At 34.3% G+C, this 17394-nt stretch carries 17 protein-coding genes, 1 tRNA gene and 3 pseudogenes; 14 read left to right on the top strand and 7 right to left on the bottom strand.

Features of this window, described 5'->3' with window-relative positions:
* Window positions 1-31 precede the first annotated feature (31 nt).
* Both LA754_RS00630 and LA754_RS00625 read right to left on the bottom strand, forming a co-directional pair.
* The gene (locus tag LA754_RS00630) at window positions 32-748 is read right to left on the bottom strand and encodes a triosephosphate isomerase (RefSeq protein WP_006279748.1); all 717 of its coding nucleotides are present in this window, start codon (window positions 746-748) and stop codon (window positions 32-34) included.
* A gap of 24 nt (window positions 749-772) precedes the next feature.
* Window positions 773-845, bottom strand: a tRNA-Thr gene (locus tag LA754_RS00625).
* 80 nt (window positions 846-925) lie between these two features.
* Here LA754_RS00625 and rsmA point away from each other — a divergent pair.
* Entirely contained in the window at window positions 926-1738 is an 813-nt protein-coding gene (gene rsmA / locus LA754_RS00620; protein WP_006279747.1) for a 16S rRNA (adenine(1518)-N(6)/adenine(1519)-N(6))-dimethyltransferase RsmA, read from the top strand.
* Between the two features lie 192 nt (window positions 1739-1930).
* On the opposite strand, the gene LA754_RS00615 is transcribed toward rsmA, so the two are convergent.
* The gene (locus LA754_RS00615) at window positions 1931-2059 is read right to left on the bottom strand and encodes a hypothetical protein (RefSeq protein WP_255324042.1); all 129 of its coding nucleotides are present in this window, start codon (window positions 2057-2059) and stop codon (window positions 1931-1933) included.
* A 228-nt stretch (window positions 2060-2287) separates the two neighbouring features.
* Here LA754_RS00615 and guaB point away from each other — a divergent pair, with 228 nt between their 5' ends.
* On the top strand, window positions 2288-3781 hold the full coding sequence (gene guaB / locus LA754_RS00610) for an IMP dehydrogenase (RefSeq protein WP_006279746.1): 1494 nt from the start codon (window positions 2288-2290) through the stop codon (window positions 3779-3781).
* A 63-nt stretch (window positions 3782-3844) separates the two neighbouring features.
* Window positions 3845-4826, top strand: a pseudogene (locus tag LA754_RS00605) (IS3 family transposase).
* A 46-nt stretch (window positions 4827-4872) separates the two neighbouring features.
* On the opposite strand, the gene LA754_RS00600 reads toward LA754_RS00605, so the two are convergent.
* Window positions 4873-5154: a hypothetical protein gene (locus tag LA754_RS00600; protein ID WP_039964338.1), complete on the bottom strand. Its 282-nt coding sequence runs from the start codon at window positions 5152-5154 to the stop codon at window positions 4873-4875.
* Here LA754_RS00600 and secD point away from each other — a divergent pair.
* Window positions 5054-6496 carry a protein translocase subunit SecD gene (secD, locus tag LA754_RS00595; RefSeq protein WP_425383751.1) on the top strand — a complete coding sequence of 481 codons (1443 nt, stop codon included), beginning with the start codon at window positions 5054-5056 and terminating at the stop codon, window positions 6494-6496. The two genes, LA754_RS00600 and secD, sit on opposite strands and share 101 nt — an antisense overlap.
* Window positions 6497-6512: 16 nt before the next feature.
* Here secD and LA754_RS00590 read toward each other — a convergent pair whose 3' ends face one another.
* Window positions 6513-7298 (bottom strand): enoyl-ACP reductase FabI, encoded by a 786-nt coding sequence (locus LA754_RS00590; RefSeq protein WP_006280349.1) that lies wholly within the window; start codon window positions 7296-7298, stop codon window positions 6513-6515.
* 307 nt (window positions 7299-7605) lie between these two features.
* Between LA754_RS00590 and LA754_RS00585 the strand changes: the two genes are divergently transcribed.
* The 9 genes and pseudogenes from LA754_RS00585 (at window position 7606) to ruvC (ending at window position 14807) form a co-directional block, all read left to right on the top strand.
* Window positions 7606-8346 carry a hypothetical protein gene (locus tag LA754_RS00585; protein WP_236718335.1) on the top strand — a complete coding sequence of 247 codons (741 nt, stop codon included), beginning with the start codon at window positions 7606-7608 and terminating at the stop codon, window positions 8344-8346.
* 62 nt (window positions 8347-8408) lie between these two features.
* Window positions 8409-9581: a porin gene (locus tag LA754_RS00580; protein WP_077190099.1), complete on the top strand. Its 1173-nt coding sequence runs from the start codon at window positions 8409-8411 to the stop codon at window positions 9579-9581.
* Between the two features lie 170 nt (window positions 9582-9751).
* Window positions 9752-10068 (top strand): annotated as a pseudogene (locus tag LA754_RS00575) (transposase); the annotation flags it as partial.
* Window positions 10069-10155: 87 nt separating this feature from the next.
* Window positions 10156-11167 (top strand): IS630 family transposase gene (locus LA754_RS00570; protein ID WP_410530061.1). Its coding sequence is split into 2 segments (ribosomal slippage): window positions 10156-10635 and window positions 10637-11167, totalling 1011 coding nucleotides; the frame shifts between segments, so codons are not numbered across the junction.
* Between the two features lie 119 nt (window positions 11168-11286).
* Window positions 11287-12071, top strand: a protein-coding gene (locus LA754_RS00565; protein ID WP_238513981.1) for an IS5 family transposase whose coding sequence is annotated in 2 segments (ribosomal slippage) — window positions 11287-11608 and window positions 11608-12071 — 786 coding nt in all. Because the reading frame shifts where the segments join, the coding sequence is not laid out codon by codon here.
* On the top strand, window positions 12068-12739 hold the full coding sequence (locus LA754_RS00560) for a TenA family protein (RefSeq protein WP_457923648.1): 672 nt from the start codon (window positions 12068-12070) through the stop codon (window positions 12737-12739). Before LA754_RS00565 ends, LA754_RS00560 begins: the two co-directional genes overlap by 4 nt.
* Before the next feature lie 44 nt (window positions 12740-12783).
* Window positions 12784-13443, top strand: coding sequence for a TenA family protein (locus LA754_RS00555; RefSeq protein WP_010962391.1), 660 nt, complete (start codon window positions 12784-12786; stop codon window positions 13441-13443).
* A gap of 47 nt (window positions 13444-13490) precedes the next feature.
* On the top strand, window positions 13491-14318 hold the full coding sequence (locus LA754_RS00550; RefSeq protein ID WP_006279354.1) for a cytochrome c oxidase subunit 3: 828 nt from the start codon (window positions 13491-13493) through the stop codon (window positions 14316-14318).
* Entirely contained in the window at window positions 14319-14807 is a 489-nt protein-coding gene (gene ruvC / locus LA754_RS00545) for a crossover junction endodeoxyribonuclease RuvC (RefSeq protein ID WP_015588791.1), read from the top strand.
* 44 nt (window positions 14808-14851) lie between these two features.
* On the opposite strand, the gene ruvX is transcribed toward ruvC, so the two are convergent.
* Together ruvX and LA754_RS00535 are read right to left on the bottom strand one after the other, a co-directional pair.
* Entirely contained in the window at window positions 14852-15319 is a 468-nt protein-coding gene (ruvX, locus tag LA754_RS00540) for a Holliday junction resolvase RuvX (protein WP_077188502.1), read from the bottom strand.
* Between the two features lie 89 nt (window positions 15320-15408).
* Window positions 15409-15552 (bottom strand): hypothetical protein, encoded by a 144-nt coding sequence (locus LA754_RS00535; protein ID WP_209473144.1) that lies wholly within the window; start codon window positions 15550-15552, stop codon window positions 15409-15411.
* A 490-nt stretch (window positions 15553-16042) separates the two neighbouring features.
* Here LA754_RS00535 and LA754_RS00530 point away from each other — a divergent pair.
* Window positions 16043-16991: pseudogene (locus tag LA754_RS00530) on the top strand (IS5 family transposase).
* Window positions 16992-17394: the final 403 nt, after the last annotated feature.

The raw sequence follows: 17394 nt of genomic DNA, 5'->3' as shown, positions 1-17394 counted from the left end.
CACTGGAATGATGCCATTTGTTATAGGATTCTTAGTTGCTGATTTTAGAATTGATAAGAGAAAACTTTTTTTCAACTTGTTGTATAATTTTATAAAAGTGATCGAAATCTAAGCTTGCACTGCCAATTAAAACTCCTGATAAATTTGAAATATTTAACAAATTTTCTATATTTTCTGAACTGACTGAACCACCATATATAATGTGTTTTTTACTAGTACACAATTTTATTACCTCTATCACCTCAGCAATTGCATCATTATTTGGCACATGACCTGTGCCTATTGCCCATATTGGCTCATATGCTACGGTATATTCACCGTGTATTGGCAAGCGGTTTTTGCATTGATATTCTATTACTTCTTTCTTATAATCTTCTGAATTTTCACCCACACAGATAATTGGGTGTAAGCCTGATTCTATTGCTATTTCCGACTTAAGTTTTATTTCACTATCTTTTTCATTAGCCCTTTCAGAATGCCCAAGTATTACGTAAGTACACCCTAGTTCTTTTAACATTTCTGCACTAATTTCACCTGTGTAAGAACCGAACTTTTTATGATGGCAATTCTGTGCTCCTATATTAATATTATTGTTCAACTCTATACTGCTTGGAAATGACGTAAAAGGAGGGCAAATCACTAGCTTAGAGGTAATTTCGTTGCTCTTGTTGTTAAGTTTGCCTATAAAGTCAACAAATGAAGAACGCATTCCATTCATTTTCCAATTTGCTACTATTAAAAAGGACATCAACTTTACTTATATGGGCGAGAGTGCCGGCTGTCGGACTTGAACTGACAACCTACTGATTACAAGTCAGTTGCTCTACCAATTGAGCTAAGCCGGCGTTAAACACATTAATAATATACAATTATCAATGAATTTTCGTCAACTAATTTTTATAAAATACTGTATAATGAAAATAATATGAGAAAATTTTTACTGAAGCCAAAAAAGAGTCTAGGGCAAAATTTTATTTTATCGAGTGAGATAACAAAAAAAATAGTCGCTTTAGCTGGTAGTCTGGAAAATTTTAATGTCATTGAAATTGGTCCTGGATATGGTGCATTAACAAGAGAAATATTGGTGCATAATCCAAAGTCTCTACTTTCTATAGAAAAAGATAGAGATTTAGTAAAACACCATGATCAACTGCTAAATGAGCATCAAGGAAAGTATAAAATTATAGAAGCAGATGCACTGCACGTTATAGAAGAAGAGCTGATAGAACGTCCAGTTAAAGTTATTGCTAACTTGCCTTACAATATCTCGGTAGTGTTATTTTTAAAGTGGTTAAATAATATAAAATTTTTTACGAACTTGACATTAATGTTTCAAAAAGAGGTAGCAGATCGCATTACGGCAAGACCCAATTCTAAAGATTATGGTTCCTTATCAGTGCTAAGCCAGTTACTATGTGATATAAAAAAGGAATTTGATATTGGACCTAAAGAGTTTTTTCCAAGACCAAAAATACATTCTTCAGTAATTACAGTAAATCCTTTGCCTATCCCAAAATTTGCAGTAAATTTGGAAACCTTAACAAGATTAACACGTGCTGTTTTTTCTCAAAGAAGAAAGATGCTGAGAAATAGCTTGCAAAATATAACGAACCACGCTGAAACTGTCCTTGAAAACGCTAAATTGAGTGGAAATGAACGTCCAGAAAACTTAACTATTGAGCAGTTCTGTTTGCTGGCAAATAATGTAGAATGCTTATTGTGCAATAAAATATATTAGCAGCTATATATTCTGGTATCTCTTCTATCCCCTAAAAACAGTGAGAGCTATACGACAGAGCCACACCGGCTTCTATAGCTCCGCTTCTGTCATCCTATGGCTTACTGTACGAACATTGCAATATGGCACATAGTAAACGATGTCATTCCAGTCTGGAATCCAGCTTTTTCATAATCATTAAAACGTTGTATTTTAACATAAAACGGCTACTTTTATACTTAATAAAATTCCTGGATCCCAGACTGGGATGACATCATAGGGACACTGGAATGACATCATAGGAGGCTTGGATGACACCTTAACGATTTGAAGAACCGTCATCCCGCTGCTTGTTAGCGGGATCTAGAGATACCGCGAATGAATCGTGGTATGACGTAGGGAAACCTTTCTTGGGTTAGCTATAGAATGCTTATTCTGCAATAAAATGTATTAGCAACCATATAGCTTTTCTATCTCCTAAAAACAGTTAGAGCTATACAATTAAAGGCTCCTAGCTAATTTTGCCTATTGCAATTTAATTAATTGGCGTATAAGCTTTAAATAAAGCCTATGAAAAAAATGGAAGCTTGTTATTCGTTTGACGATATACTTCTTTTGCCAGCCTATTCTAATATATTGCCTTGCGATGCAGATACAAAAACTTATTTAACAAATAGTATAGAACTAAATATCCCTCTCATATCCTCTGCAATGGATACTGTTACTGAATCGGGCTTTGCAATAGCTATTGCCCAACATGGAGGGATAGGTTGCATACATAAGAATTTATCAATAGATGAACAAGTTTTAGAAGTAAGAAGGGTGAAAAAATATGAAAGTTGGATCGTGTATAACCCAATTACGATTTCACCGGATAAAACAGTTGCGGAAGCAATTTCATTAATGAGAGAGCACAATTATTCTGGCATTCCTGTAGTCGATCAACGCAAGTTAGTTGGAATTTTAACTAACCGAGATGTGAGATTTATTGAAGACCAGAACATGAATGTAAAAGTTTCCGAAGTGATGACAAAAGATAAGTTAGTGACAGTGCGGGAGCAGGGAGTGAATAGTGCCTCAGCAATGAAATTGTTGCATGAAAATAGAATAGAAAAGCTTTTGGTCGTAGATGAAAATTCTTGTTGTATAGGTTTAATTACGGTTAAAGACATTGAAAAATACAATAGATACCCAAATTCATGTAAAGACAGTAAAGGGCGTCTCAGAGTTGCCGCTGCAATTGGCACTGGTAAAAAAGATGGTATAGACAGATGTGAAGCTTTGATCGGAGAAGAAGTTGATGTAGTTGTTGTGGATACTGCTCACGGTCATTCCGAAAACGTTATCAATACCATTAGGGAAATAAAAAAGATGTATCCTAATACGCAATTAATTGGCGGAAACATTGCAACAAAGGAGGCTGCTGAAGCGTTGATTGATGCGGGTGTTGATGCAGTGAAGGTCGGAATAGGACCAGGATCAATCTGTACAACCAGAATAGTTACAGGTGTTGGTGTGCCACAATTCTCTGCAATCAAGAATGTTGCAGAGGCGTGTAGAGCAAGAAACGTCAGACTAATTGCTGATGGTGGGGTAAAATACTCAGGAGATGTTGCAAAAGCTATTGCAGCTGGTGCTGACTCTGTGATGATTGGTTCGATTTTTGCTGGCACTGACGAAAGCCCAGGTGAGATTATTATGTATAAGGGCAGAGCATATAAAGGCTATCGAGGAATGGGATCTATTAGTGCAATGAAACGAGGTTCAGCTAGCCGTTATTTTCAAGATAAAGATTCAAAACTCAAATTAGTTCCACAAGGAGTGGAAGGAAGAGTTCCATTCAAAGGTCCAGCTTCAGGAGTAATCCATCAATTGATTGGCGGATTGCAAGCTGCAATGGGGTATACTGGTAATAGGAATATAGAAGAGATGAAAAAAAATTGTAAATTTGTTACTATTACTGCATCAGGATTAAGAGAGAGTCACGCTCATGATATAGTCATTACACAAGAAGCTCCAAATTATGCTTATCAAGCGTCCAATTTGTCAACCGATTCGGAGTAGTCCAGAAAAAGTAGAGAGAAAGTTAAGACGTTTTTGGAGTAAAATAAAACGTTTTTTCAAAATATGACAAATAGAAGAGAATATACAGCAGAATTCAAATTAGAAGCTGTTAAGCTGGTTAAAGAAACAGGTCAAGCAAGTACAAAAATAGCAAAAGATCTAGGTATAGATGGCAGTATGTTAAGTAAGAAAATATGATGGAAAAATGTCTGGAGCATACGCATTTCCAGGCAAAGGCTCCTTATGACAAAGAAAGATTTGATCTAAAAAAAGAGCTAATAAGAGAAAGAGACATCTTAAAAAAAGCCCTGGGCAAAGAAAAAGAGTAAAGTATTCTTTTATATAGAAATTGCTATAAAACACAGGAACTATGTAGGGTTTCGTACTGGTGGTATGGGTTGCTAAGGAAAAAAGCAGTAAAGAATTAGCAAAAGAAGGGCTTCTAGCAGATATTCAAAAAATACATCAAGCATTCTAAATGCAGATATGGAGCCCCTAAAATTCACGCTGAATTAAAAGCTTTAGGCAAAAATTAAAACAGTACAAAGTGTTATGCAAGAAAATGGCATTAAAACCAAGCTTAGACGAAGGTTCAAAAATAAAAAACAGCAAATAAGCAACCGAGTTGTGGCTCCGAACACATTGGATCAAAATTTTACTACTGATCAGCCAAATAAAGTTTGGGATTACCTACATAAAAACTAAAGAAGGTTGTTGGCGGCAATAATTGACCTATATTCACGCATGGTGGTTAATGAGTAACATGATAATTAGTTATAGATTCTTTATTGATGACCGTTGATAAACGCAAACCCGATAAAAATCTGCTGTTACATAGCGATCAAGGGTCACAGTATACCTCTCAAAATTACCAATTTCTATTGAATACAAAAAACATCATTTCCAGCATGAGCCATAAGGGCTGTTGTTACGATAACTCTGTTGCAGAAAAGTTCACTTAAAAGGGAGCTGTTTATTGATACTTCTCGCTCAACAAACCAGAACTGCCATATTTGAATACATAGAAATCTTTTATAACAAATAACGTAGACATTCTACTATTAACTATTGCATTCCTGCACAATTTATTCTCATGATAAAAACGTCTTAACTTTCTCTCTGCTTTTTCTGGGTAAGGTCAAATAGAGAATTTTACAAAAATCTATTTTTAACTTACAATCAATTATTACAATTTTAAACCTACAACTTATGTACAACAGACTTATAGTCAAATCTTTTTCAGTATTATGCATCTGTTTATTTGCTTTATACATAACACTGCCAAATTTCTTTGATAATAAGCTTTTTATTTCGAAAAAAAGAATAAACTTAGGCCTTGACCTGAAAGGAGGGGCATCTTTGCTTTTAAACATAGACTTAGACTTCTATTTTAAGGAAAAGCTAAGCATGCTAGCTAACGAAATAAAAGAGACGTTGCTAACAAAAGATATTGAATCTAACGTACAAAATAGCGTTATAACTTTAAATAATATTGATGATTATAAAAAAGCATCTGTGTTGATTAATGCGATAAATCCAAATTTAGAGCTAAATAGAAAAGATTCTTCAATTCTCATTTCGTATAAACCCCATTATAAAAATTCTTTGATCAGTGAAGTAGCTGCAGAATCAATAAACAATGTCCAGCGCCGTTTGGACAAACTTGGCACAAAGGAAGTCAGCGTTCAAAAACAAGGGCAGAATAAAATATTAGTGCAGGTGCCTGGAGTAGAAGATACCAAGCAGATAAAATCTCTGCTTGGCAAAACTGCTAAGCTAGCTTTTCATTTGGCAAACACTAACATAGCCAAGGTGCAGGATATAGACCATGAAACCACTGTCATGCTCAAGGATTCTTTAGGTAATTCTTATCCAATATTCCGCAAAACTGAAATAGGTGGTGATTCGCTGGTTAACGCATCAGTTAGATTTGGTCACTTAGGTAAACCAACAGTGCATTTTAAATTTGACAGCATAGCGAGTAAAAGATTCGCAAAAATCACTAAAGAAAATGTGGGAAAACCTTTTGCAATTGTTCTGGATAACACAGTCTTAACAGTACCTACAATACGTGAGCCAATTTTAAATGGAGAGGGAGAAATTAGCGGTAATTTCACTGAAAAACAAGCAAGCGAACTTGCAATACTTTTAAAATCTGGAGCACTGCCAGCACCACTTAAAATAATTGAAGAAAAAAACATTGGCCCAAGTCTTGGAGAAGAGTCAATAAAGGCAGGGGAAATGGCAGCAACAATCTCTATTATAGCCGTGGCTTTATTTATAATCATCACTTACGGCAAATTAGGTGTATTGGCCTCTGTTGCACTTTTTTCTAATGTAGTTCTTATATTATCAATTCTCACTCTGCTTGAAGCAACTCTAACTTTACCTGGAATTGCCGGTATTGCACTCACTGTCGGTATGGCGGTGGATGCAAATGTTTTAATATTTGAGCGAATTCGTGAGGAAATCAAATCTGGCAAGAGAGTGGAACGTGCTATTGAAGAAGGGTTTAAAAACGCTATAAAGACAATACTGGATTCAAATATCACTACATTAATTGCTGCAGGAATAATGTTCATTATTGGCAGTGGAGCAATAAGAGGCTTTTCTGTCACTCTATCAATAGGAATTTTATGTTCGATGTTTTCTGCAATCACAGTCACAAAACTCCTGATAGAGTTGTGTATGAACCCGAAGGAACTAGCGCTTTGAATTAAGGATTTAGATCTCAGTCAACCACCTTCATTCCCACAACGTTATATCCTGAATCAACGTGCAAAATTTCTCCAGTAGTGCCACTACTTAAGTCGCTTAATAAGTATAACGCTGCCTTGCCAACATCCTCTATTGTAACATTGCGTCTGAGCGGAGAGTTATTTCTATTCCATTCTGATATGGAGTGAAAATCGCTTATTCCAGAAGATGCTAAAGTTCTGATTGGACCAGCGGAAATTGCATTTACTCTGATATTTTGTGGCCCGAGATCACATGCTATATATTTTACACTTGCTTCAAGTGCCGCTTTACATAAACCCATAACGTTATAATTTGGCATAACTTTTTCAGCGCCATAATAAGATAAAGTAAGTAAACTACCACCATTTGACATCATTTTTTCAGCCCTTTGCGCTAAAGCAGTAAAAGAATAGCACGATATATGCATTGCATTGAGGAAGTTATCCAGTGAAGTATTGACATATTTACCATCTAACTCATTTTTATCGGAGAATGCTATTGCATGCACCAAAAAGTCAAGAGTACCCCATTTTTTCTCTATTATTTCGAAAGCGTTATCTATGATTTTTTCATTTGAAACGTCGCAGTGTAATATTAGCTCCACATTTAGTTCATCTGCTATTGGTGATAGTTTTTCTTTTATTATTTCATTCTGGTAGGTGATTGCAAGTTCTGCTCCGTGCTCTGAGAGAGTTTTTGCTATACCGTATGCTATTGATCTCTTATTTATTATTCCGGTTATTAATCCCTTTTTGCCTTGTAATAGACTTGTCGTCATAGAACTATCTGTTTTTTTATAATTTGGAATATTAACTAGGTAAAGTCAAGATATCACTATGTTTTAAAATATTTTTTGCAGTAACTTGAAGTCTATAAACAGTAATCTTGATTCTTCTACAACAAAGCCATCCCGTATGACATTTTGTCTATACCTAATTAAGCATATCAATAAGTAAGTAAATCTTAATATAATCTTATTATACTTATAAATACGCTGTATAGAATGAAAGTATGGATGATTTCATAACTGCAAGAAGAAAAGATGATGCTGTGGTATCTGTTTGTCAGGATAATAAGAAAAAAACGTGTTAATTTTAGGGCTCAATCAAGTTGCAAGGGATTTGTTAAAATATGAAGAGGAGAATTTGCTTAATAAGCCATTAATTAATATCTTAAGCACAAGAGCAGCTGACAACGTGAAGAATTATTTAGAGTATACCGAAAATGGGCACGATTTACTTGATATATTACCTAAAGTGATAGATTTTTCCTTAACTGATGCTAAAGGAGAAGATATCAGGACAAAAGTAAAAGTTTTCCGCACTGCACAATTTGCCAGTAATAAAATAAATTATGAGCTGTTAATACGTGATATCAGTTTGTCCCATAAATTAGGAATCTTTAGAGATGAATATCTAATGGGTAAAAAATATAAAAACCATGACTTATTCGATATACCGGGCAATGAGTCCACTATTCTAGAGTTATACGTTATATTGAATTTCGCCTTTCAACATCAAATTAATGCAGCTATAGGAATAATTGGCTTAAATAGTAGCTGTAGCGAGACAAATGATGCACTGAAAGTTGTCATAGAACATTTTTATAAAAATTGCCGTAGTGATGATTTTCTAGGGTATATTGATGAGAATAAAGTGCTTTTTGTTTTGATTAACTGCGATGTAAAAAGTACATCTAAAATAATTAATCGTATACATTCTGCCATTAATAAGCAGTTATTAATGCAAAAATTACCAAGTGTATCAATAATTTATGGGAATATAGCTCAAAAACAGGCAGCAAAATCTACCAGCGGTGCCTTCTGAAAAGTTGTTTTTTATTTATATTGAGTTTAAACTTAAATTTTTATAAAGATTTAAGTTTATTTATGAAGTTAAAGTACTACCTGGTAGCACTGCTTTCATCATTGTTTTTGCAGAATAGTGCTAGCTCTAAAACAATTTTGGATAAGGAAATATTTTATGCAGAACTAGACGGAAAAATAGATTTGAGATTCGGCTACGCCTTCAACAGAGATTCTTTCAATGCTAAGCCTAAGGATAAAACTTCAAGTTATTCATACTTGCGCTTTCTTTATTTACAGCAAGTTTATCCAAATACTCAAATGGGGATTAATGTTAAGGCAGGGGTTTCTGGTATTGCAAACCTAAAAGCGTTAGACATAGAAAAGTTAGACATGGAGGAATGGTATTTTATCATAAAAAACCAGGAACTTGGATCAATTGAATATGGTAAAAGAAGTTTAGTTGGTCAGAGCATGTTAATTAACACTTCAAAAATTTATGCAGCTGCTGGAGGAGTAAATGGTCATTGGACAAACTATGCAAATTTGCGCGGTGATCATAAAAAAGATGGTGACCCTGGATATGATCAAGACAAGGTGTTCTGGGTCAAGCCCAATATTTATAGCGATTATAATGAACTCGAACTAGGGTTAAAACAATCATCAATTAACTACACCTCCCCTGAAATCTATAACTTTCAACTCGGATTCAGTTATGTTCCAGGAAAAAATAACTTACAGTATAGCAATTTAATTGCTGCTGGCCTTTCCTATAAAAACAGCTTGTCAGATGATATAGGTTTTACTACTGCCTTAACTGGTGAATTTGCAAGAGAAAATTTAACTGATTGCTCAGATGGGACTTCTAAAAATTATGAATGCCGCAATCAATTACTACACTGGAATTTTGGTTTGAAGCTAAAATTGTTCGATCTTGATTACATTTTTTCGTATGGTAATGGTGGTAAATCTGGTGAGAAGCGTAATCCTGAAACAAATAATACGTATTATATGAATGCAGGTATCGCTTACCGTTCTGATTCTTACAAATCGAGCTTAACATATTTTAGTAGTGGTAGGGATATTGCAGGCGAAGGTACAAACGAGTTAACATCATATGCTTTAAGTCTTGAAAATTCTCTTTTTTTAGGTACTTCATACTATTTCGATATTGTAAAGTTTAGTACAAAAGAGCCTAAAATAGAAAATAACAACTCTGGTTATGTGTTCTTGGCTGGACTGAAATTAAGTTTTTAATATTGCCTCCTTCCAACACTCTTTTCTGTCATCCAAGGTAACCGTTCACAGATTTCCACTTAATTTTTCAATCTCACTCATGGAGAGGCCAGTAAACTGACCTTACCCAGAAAAAGTGGAGAGAAAGAAAAGAGTTTTTTTGGGTAAAATAGAATTTTGGAGGATTAGAAATGGTAAGAGAATATACGGCAGAATTCAAATTGGAAGCTGTTAAGCTGGCAAATGAACAAAGAAAGGTAGGTCAACCAGTTGCAAAAGTAGCAAGAGATCTAGGAATAAGGGATAGTGTATTAGGAAAATGGATGAAGAAATATAACGAAAAAAAGTCAGCGGCAAATGCATTTCCAGGTAGAGGTAACATGGCTCCTTACGACAAAGAGAGGTTTGATTTACAAAGAGAGTTAGCAAGAGTAACAAGGGAAAGAGACATTTAAAAAAAAGCCCTGGCCAGTCAAAAAGAGTAAAATATTTTTTTATAAAAGAGCATAGCAATACCAATTCCCATTACAGGGCAAACAGATGGACAATGATGGAAGAAAAGCCATACTGAAGTAAGTAAAATAGCGAGGTTTAAATGGCATTAAGATCAAAATTATTGGATGAAAAAGTAGTAGAATCAGCAAAAGAAATGCTGAAGAAAGTAAGGAATAATGCATATGTTTCAAAAAAACTAAATGCTGTAATTGCAGCAAAAAAGTACAGTATAACGGCTGTAGCAAAAATATATTGCATTTCAAGAAGCGCACTAACTTCGTGGGTAAAACTCTTGAAAATTGGCAGAGAAGAAAAACTGTTTGCTCCTTCACAACGTCGTAGAAAAACTAAATTAAATCAGGCTCAACTACAGCAAATTGAAGAGTGGATAGAAGAAAATCCTAATATCACCATTAAAGAAATGAGAATAAGAATCCAGGAAAAGTTCGGATTAAATATCAGCAAATCTACAGTACACCGCCATATGCAAAAGATGAAATTCTCATATATTACACCAAGACCAGTTCATAATGGACAAGATAAAAGCAAACAAGAGGAATTCAAAAAAAAATCTCAATTGAGCTATTAGCAAGTATCCAGAAAAAGAGCTATTTTTCTTTGATGAATCACGGTTTGGCACACATTCAAAAGTTGGACATGGGTGGTTTAAAAAGGGGATTAGAACACAGGTTAAAACAAAATTAGGTAGGCAAAATTTCTATCTCTATAGTGCAGTTAATCCTAGAAATGGAGAGAGTTCTAGCTTATTTGCACCAAATGTCAACACTGATTGCATGAACATATTTCTTGAGCAAATTTCGCAATATCTAGAAACACGAGAGGCTTTTCTCGTTATGGACTGTGCTAGTTGGCATAGGTCAAAAAATTTAAAGGTACCTAAAAATATCGACATTATATACCTACCTCCATACTCACCTGAGCTAAATCCTGTTGAGAGGCTTTGGTTATATATAAAACAGAACATTTTGCGCAATAAAATATACGATACAATTGCTCTACTTGAGGGTGCTTTGTGCAAATTTATTACTTCTCTTGCCAGCTCCACAATTAAACAACTCTGCAATGTTTCCTATTTGACTGGACAACAATGAGAATTGGTATTAGAGGTTGTCCGGAAACAAGTAAAAGGCTATAATATCTGAAATTTTAGTACGGGGTAAAGATGAGAAAAAAGTATCCAACAGATCTAAGCGAAAGGGAATAGGCAAGAATAGAAAAACACTTCAGAGTATCATACAAGAAAGGAGGAAGGCCGCCAAAGTATAGCAAAAGAGAAATATTAGAAGCAATTTTCTATGTATTGCGTACAGGGTGTCAATGGCGGTATTTACCAAATGATTTTCCGCTATGGAAGACTGTGTATGAGCAGTTCAGGCAATGGAAGAAGCAGGGAATTTTTGAGAAAATGAATTATGAAATTACAAAATATAGTAGAAGAAAAATAGGAAGGAATGAGCAGCCAAGTGCCTGTATAGTAGATAGTCAATCTGTAAAGACTACAGAAAAGGGGGGATCAAAGGCTATGATGGAAGTAAAAAAGTAAAGGGTAGAAAAAGGCATATAATTACAGACACTCAGGGTTTTATACTAGGTTGTTACGTAGGCGCTGCTAACGAAAATGATAGAGATGGTATTAAAATAGCATTAAACAATATGAGAACAAAATATACTAAAGTTAAAAAAATGTGGGCTGACATGGGATACCAAGGAAGAAATTTAAAGAATCACATAAAGGAAGAATATGACATAGATATTGAAATTGTTACAAGGCCTCCATGTAGATTTTGGGTGCACAAAGATACGCCACCTGAGCTACTACCAACAAGAGAACAAGGGTTTAAAGTACAGCCAAGAAGATGGGTTGTAGAAAGGACTTTTGCTTGGGTTAATAGGAATAGAAGGCTATCGAAGGAGTATGATTTACTCACAACATCCACTGAGAATTTCATATACCTAGCTATGAGTAGGGTTATGTTAAAGAGGGAATATGCTTGAATTTACTTGTTTCCGGACAACCTCTAAAAGAGTTTTCTGATCTTATTGATAAAATAAAAGAACACCCTTTTAATGTTGAATTGATAAATAATACATTAGATTATGAAAAATTCAAATTCTACCTTCAGCAGGATTTTCTGTATTGTATAGATTGCGCTCGTGCTTTTTTAATTGTTGCAGCTAGAGTTGATGATATTGAAATGATGAGTAGTTTAATCAATTTGGCACAAGGAGCATTTTATGTTCGAGAACAGTATAAAAAATATTTTGAAGATTGTGATCTATCTGATGATCACAAAAAGTCAAGAGCTTGTTCTGCCTTTACTGACTTTTTCATGAGTGCCGCATATCACAATTCTGTTAATGAAGCTTTAGTAGCATCTTATTCTTGCTTTAACATATACCAAATCGTTATACGCCATATGGTAAATGAGATAACAACTAAAGGGGTTAAAAATAACAAATACAAAGAGTGGACCAACATTTATAGTAGCGAAACAGTAAATGCTGTAATTGATGAGGTTACTGATATTACAAATAAGCTATATAAAAAAGCTAGTGACTGTGAAAAAAAGAGGATGTATGAGTTTTTTAAGAAAGGGCTGGAATTAGAAATAATGTTTTGGGATGAGGCATATTACTCTAATATATCTAGCAAAGAATATTAGCAGCGGATTATTTACGTTAACTTGATCTTTTATCGATAACTACAGTGTTCAGTGGCATAATTAGGAGCTGTTACGGGTCAAATCTTTTAAAGGATATAATTGAGCATCCTTTTAATGTTGAGTTAGCGAATAACACCCTAAATATAGAGAACTTCAAATTCTATGCTCAACAAAAGACGTTGTTCTTAGGTGATTATATTCGTACCACCTTAATTACTGCATCCAAAATGGAAGATTATAGTAGTATTATCTCGCTTGCTGAAGTAGCCCAAAGAGTAGTGACTGTTAATAGAATGCTATATGACTACTACTTTACTATGTACGGTATAAGTCGCGAAAAGAAATCTCTTGAGTGTTTTAATTTCACTAATTTTCTTTTATCCATCTCGCATAGTAATACCTATGAGGCTATGACGGTTTTGTATTCTTGCATGTTTATATACGAGACTGTCGTTGATAGCATGAAAAATAGATTCAAGAAAAATAATAGATACAGGGATTGGTTTAATTTTTGTTACAGTGATTCAGTAAAGTCTGGATGCATTATTTTGGAAAATATTGTTGATGGATATTGCAGCAGAGCAAGAGAAAACGAAAAGAGCAGAATGCTTGAGTTGTTTAGAATAACTGCACAATTTGTGTTAGATTTTTTGAACGGTGCATATAATTTTTCAAGATTCAATCAATTTCCTAAGGAACATTGACAATTTTAAGCTAATTTGTATCCTTAATAAGTATTTTTTAAAATGCTATGAAAAGTAAAGAACATGATTTTCATTTAGTGGATCCAAGCCCTTGGCCAATTGCTGTATCAGCAGCAATTCTTATTCTTGCACTTGGATTAGTTGGCGCGCTTCATAAACAAATTGTCGGAATGTTTTGTTTAGTTTTGGGAATCTCCGCAGTATCAGGGGTGCTGTTTTATTGGTGGAGAGATGTAATAAGGGAGGCCATTTATGACAAATGTCACACTGCCATTGTAAAACATGGACTCAAATTTGCAATGTACTTGTTTATTCTCTCGGAGGTCGTATTTTTTATAGTGTTCTTTTGTTCATTCTTTAAAGCCTGGCTTGATCCAGTTTTTTTATTTGAGGCGTTTTCTCCTGCAAAAAAAGTTGAATGGCCCCCTGAGGGAATTTTGCCACCTGATCCGTGGTCACTACCATTCATGAATACATTAATATTATTGCTTTCTGGTACAACAATTACTTGGGCAAATCACTCTTTACTTAAAAATGATAAAAAGAGCATGATTAAAATGCTGTCCATAACTATATTGCTTGGAGTTTTTTTTATAATAGTGCAAGCAATAGAGTATCATGAAGCGAGTTTTTCTCTACAAGAAACAGGAGAAAAGCTTATTTATACATCCAATTTTTATATGATTACCGGTTTTCACTGCGCACACGTTATAATAGGAATAATATTTTTATCAGTGTGTTTATTTAGAGCACGGAAAGGCCAATTTACACTTCAGGACCATTTGTGCTTTGAGTTTGCCTCCTGGTATTGGCACTTTGTAGATGTAGTCTGGATATTTTTATTTTTGTTTGTCTATTGGTTAAGCGTTTATTAAGTGGTTAAAATAATAGGTCTAGATCCAGGAATAAGCAAGACTGGGTGGGCCATTATCAGCCTGAACGAAAAAAATAATATTGAATTTTTGGGCGGCGGTACCATATCAACTGATGGTAAATTGGGTACAGGTGAACGCCTACATACAATTTTTGAACAATTAAAGAAAGTAATTTCCCTATACTCTCCGAATGAAGCTGCGGTGGAGAAAATTTTTGTTAATAAAAATCCTAAATCTTCACTAACTTTAGGATATGCAAGAGGGGTTGTAATTTTAGCGTTAAAAATAACAAAGCTAACTATGAATGAATATGATGCAAACTATGTAAAAAAAAGCATTACCGGAAATGGTCATGCTGATAAGGATCAGATGATATTTATGGTGAAGCAAATAGTTAAAAATTTGAGTATAAAATGCCACCATGCTGCTGACGCTCTTGCTGTAGCAATTTGTCATGCTTATACGAAAGGTTCTTGTTTTGTTGAGTAACTTTTATATGGGATTCAGTTTGAAGATTTCCAGATCTGGAAAAACTATTTGATTGTATTTATCTTGTCTAACGTTCGTTGCAAAATAATACATGCGGAGATTTTATCATCTATTTTTTTCGATTTTGTGATTGATATTCCAGTGATTTTTAGTGTATGAGTTGCAATAGATGTTGATAAGCTCTCGTCTTGTAAGTATATATTTACTTTATATTTTTTTATTATTTTATTTGCAAATTGGATTATGGTTTTACACCATTTAGTTTCTTGCTCGTCTATGTTTAATGGTATTCCTATTACCATTGATCCAGCTTCATTTTCTTTGAATATTCTATGCAGATAACCTAAATCTTTGCTCATATTTTTTCTGTGATATATGCTATGAGCTGTGGCTATGAGCTGTGTTTTATCGCTAAATGCTATGCCTATTTGCTTTTCTCCCATGTCAAGGCACATTATGCGCTTATCTTTTGGAATAGACTTTAGAAACTCATCTGGATTTCTATGTAGCATCTATTAGACTTCCTTTAAAGTGACCTTACCAAAAAAGTGGAGAGAAAGTTAAGAAAATTTTTTACAAAAAGAATAATGAATCAAATTGCTCAGGAATGCAATAGACTTCTTGCATAACCCAAACTAAGTAGAAAAAAGGTATCATCTAAGTAGCTGACACTGGTTTCCATCCAAAAGGGCAGTGCCCCTATGATGTCATTCCAGTGCTTGACACTGGAATGGCTTTGTTGCATCGCTAGCTATGATGGATTAAAGATAAAAAAGATAGCGAATATCAGTAGCTTATTATTCTGGTATTTATAACAAGAACGGTCAGTGAATACCTAAATTTGAGTAAAAGAAATTTCACTACCACTCACTAATCTGGCTAAAATTCAAGAATTTCAATGCTTTAGCTATTTTCAATAGAATTAAATTTATTAATATAAATAACAAATTACTATTCTTAAATTTGATCAGATTGATTGCAAAAAAACAAGATTTTCAATAGGTTGCTTATAATCCTAACTATAGTTAGCCTTTCATAAGTAGCGATGCAACAAAGCCCACTGGGATCCAGATTGGGCACTAAGTTGGTAAACACGAAAGCGCTTTACAACGTTTTTGATGGAACTGTGCAAAAGGACTGGATGCCAGTGGGCTTTGTTGCATAGCAACTGAAAAATCTGGTGGCTACTGACAAAATTCATTATAAAATAGCCATTTAACCTTGAAAGAAAAAATATGCCACAAAAAATGAGGGTCAGTAACCATAGCGAATATAACAAATTTCTAGAAAAAAGAGGAAATATTTTTCATTATACCAACGAAGCCATAGAAAAGTGGTACGAGAATGGTCCAAAAATACCAGGTGGCAACAATATTTATAGCGATAAAGTTGTAATTTTGGTGCACATAATAACTTGTTTATTTAGAATAGGCCTGAGGCAAACAGTTGGGTTTATAGCAGGATACCTTGAGCAAATTGGGAAAAATTTGCAAGTTATCAGCTATTCACAATCATCAAGAAGGTTTAAGAAACTCAATATTAAGATCAATGATTGCAGAAAATAATATGGAAGATATCGAAATTGCTATAGACAGTACAGGAATTAGTATATACAACAACACTCCTGGTCATAGCAAAGAAAATAGCGAAGATAGAAAGTATCGCAGCTATGAACAGACAAGAAAATTGCATGTAATGTTGAATACAAACAGCAAAAAAGCCATAGCTGTAAAATACAGTAACGGTGTCTACTCTGATCACTATGGAGCTTGTGATTTGCTAAAAGAAGTCGATTTTCAGTATGTCATAAAAGTACTATATGCAGATAGGGCATATGACAGAGAAAAGCTCTATAAGCTGTGTAATCAATATGGTATAAAAACGAAAATTCCTCCGAAAAACAACGCAGCAGAGCATCCAAAATTGGATTATATGCTTGATAGAAATGCCGCTATTCAGTTAATGAAATTACATGGTGAGAATGGTATAAAAAGATGGAAAGAAGAAGTAAATTACGGAAAAAGATCGTATATTGAAGGATTTTTCTCAAGGTTGAAGCGAATATTTGGGTTTAGTTTTAGGAGCAAATCTGAAATTAATCGTGAGAAGGAACTGCTACTCAAGTGTTATTTGCTTAACAAATTTACTGAAATAGGCATGGCTAAGTTTGAGATAGCTTCATGAATTTATTGTACGTTACCTACTATCCGAAGAGCGATGCAACAAAGCCCACTGGGATCCAGAAGACTTAATTTCAACCAAATAATAAAGGCTGGATCCCAGTGCTTGGCACTGGAATGACAGCAATCCTACGTCATACCGCGATTCATTCGCGGTATCTCGGCCGCTAACAAGTAGCGGGATGACGGTTATCGTTTAGCTACAAACATTAAGAAATTTACCAAACGAAAAAAAAGGCAAAAGAAGCCCCGTGGTTGGCTAATTACTTACATTATACTTTCAAGTATGGCGTTTTTTTATTCTAAACACTTAATAACCGCGATTCAGTTGCTTTTAAACCGCAACTAATCTAAATTATAAACGTTAAGAAATTTACTAAACAGAAAAAAAGGCAAAAGAAACCCTA

Source organism: Wolbachia endosymbiont of Muscidifurax uniraptor (assembly GCF_054149795.1).
This window is presented reverse-complemented; position numbering and strand designations above follow the sequence as displayed.

What these genes read in the sequence shown, in the direction of transcription:
- ruvX (WP_077188502.1), bottom strand. Translation starts at nt 15,319, where the DNA reads ATGCTACATAGAAATCCAGATGAGTTTCTAAAGTCTATTCCAAAAGAT.
- rsmA (WP_006279747.1), top strand. Translation starts at nt 926, where the DNA reads ATGAGAAAATTTTTACTGAAGCCAAAAAAGAGTCTAGGGCAAAATTTT.
- LA754_RS00615 (WP_255324042.1), bottom strand. Translation starts at nt 2,059, where the DNA reads ATGACGGTTCTTCAAATCGTTAAGGTGTCATCCAAGCCTCCTATGATG.
- LA754_RS00600 (WP_039964338.1), bottom strand. Translation starts at nt 5,154, where the DNA reads ATGTTTAAAAGCAAAGATGCCCCTCCTTTCAGGTCAAGGCCTAAGTTT.
- LA754_RS00535 (WP_209473144.1), bottom strand. Translation starts at nt 15,552, where the DNA reads ATGCAACAAAGCCATTCCAGTGTCAAGCACTGGAATGACATCATAGGG.
- guaB (WP_006279746.1), top strand. Translation starts at nt 2,288, where the DNA reads ATGAAAAAAATGGAAGCTTGTTATTCGTTTGACGATATACTTCTTTTG.
- LA754_RS00580 (WP_077190099.1), top strand. Translation starts at nt 8,409, where the DNA reads ATGAAGTTAAAGTACTACCTGGTAGCACTGCTTTCATCATTGTTTTTG.
- LA754_RS00590 (WP_006280349.1), bottom strand. Translation starts at nt 7,298, where the DNA reads ATGACGACAAGTCTATTACAAGGCAAAAAGGGATTAATAACCGGAATA.
- LA754_RS00550 (WP_006279354.1), top strand. Translation starts at nt 13,491, where the DNA reads ATGAAAAGTAAAGAACATGATTTTCATTTAGTGGATCCAAGCCCTTGG.
- LA754_RS00630 (WP_006279748.1), bottom strand. Translation starts at nt 748, where the DNA reads ATGTCCTTTTTAATAGTAGCAAATTGGAAAATGAATGGAATGCGTTCT.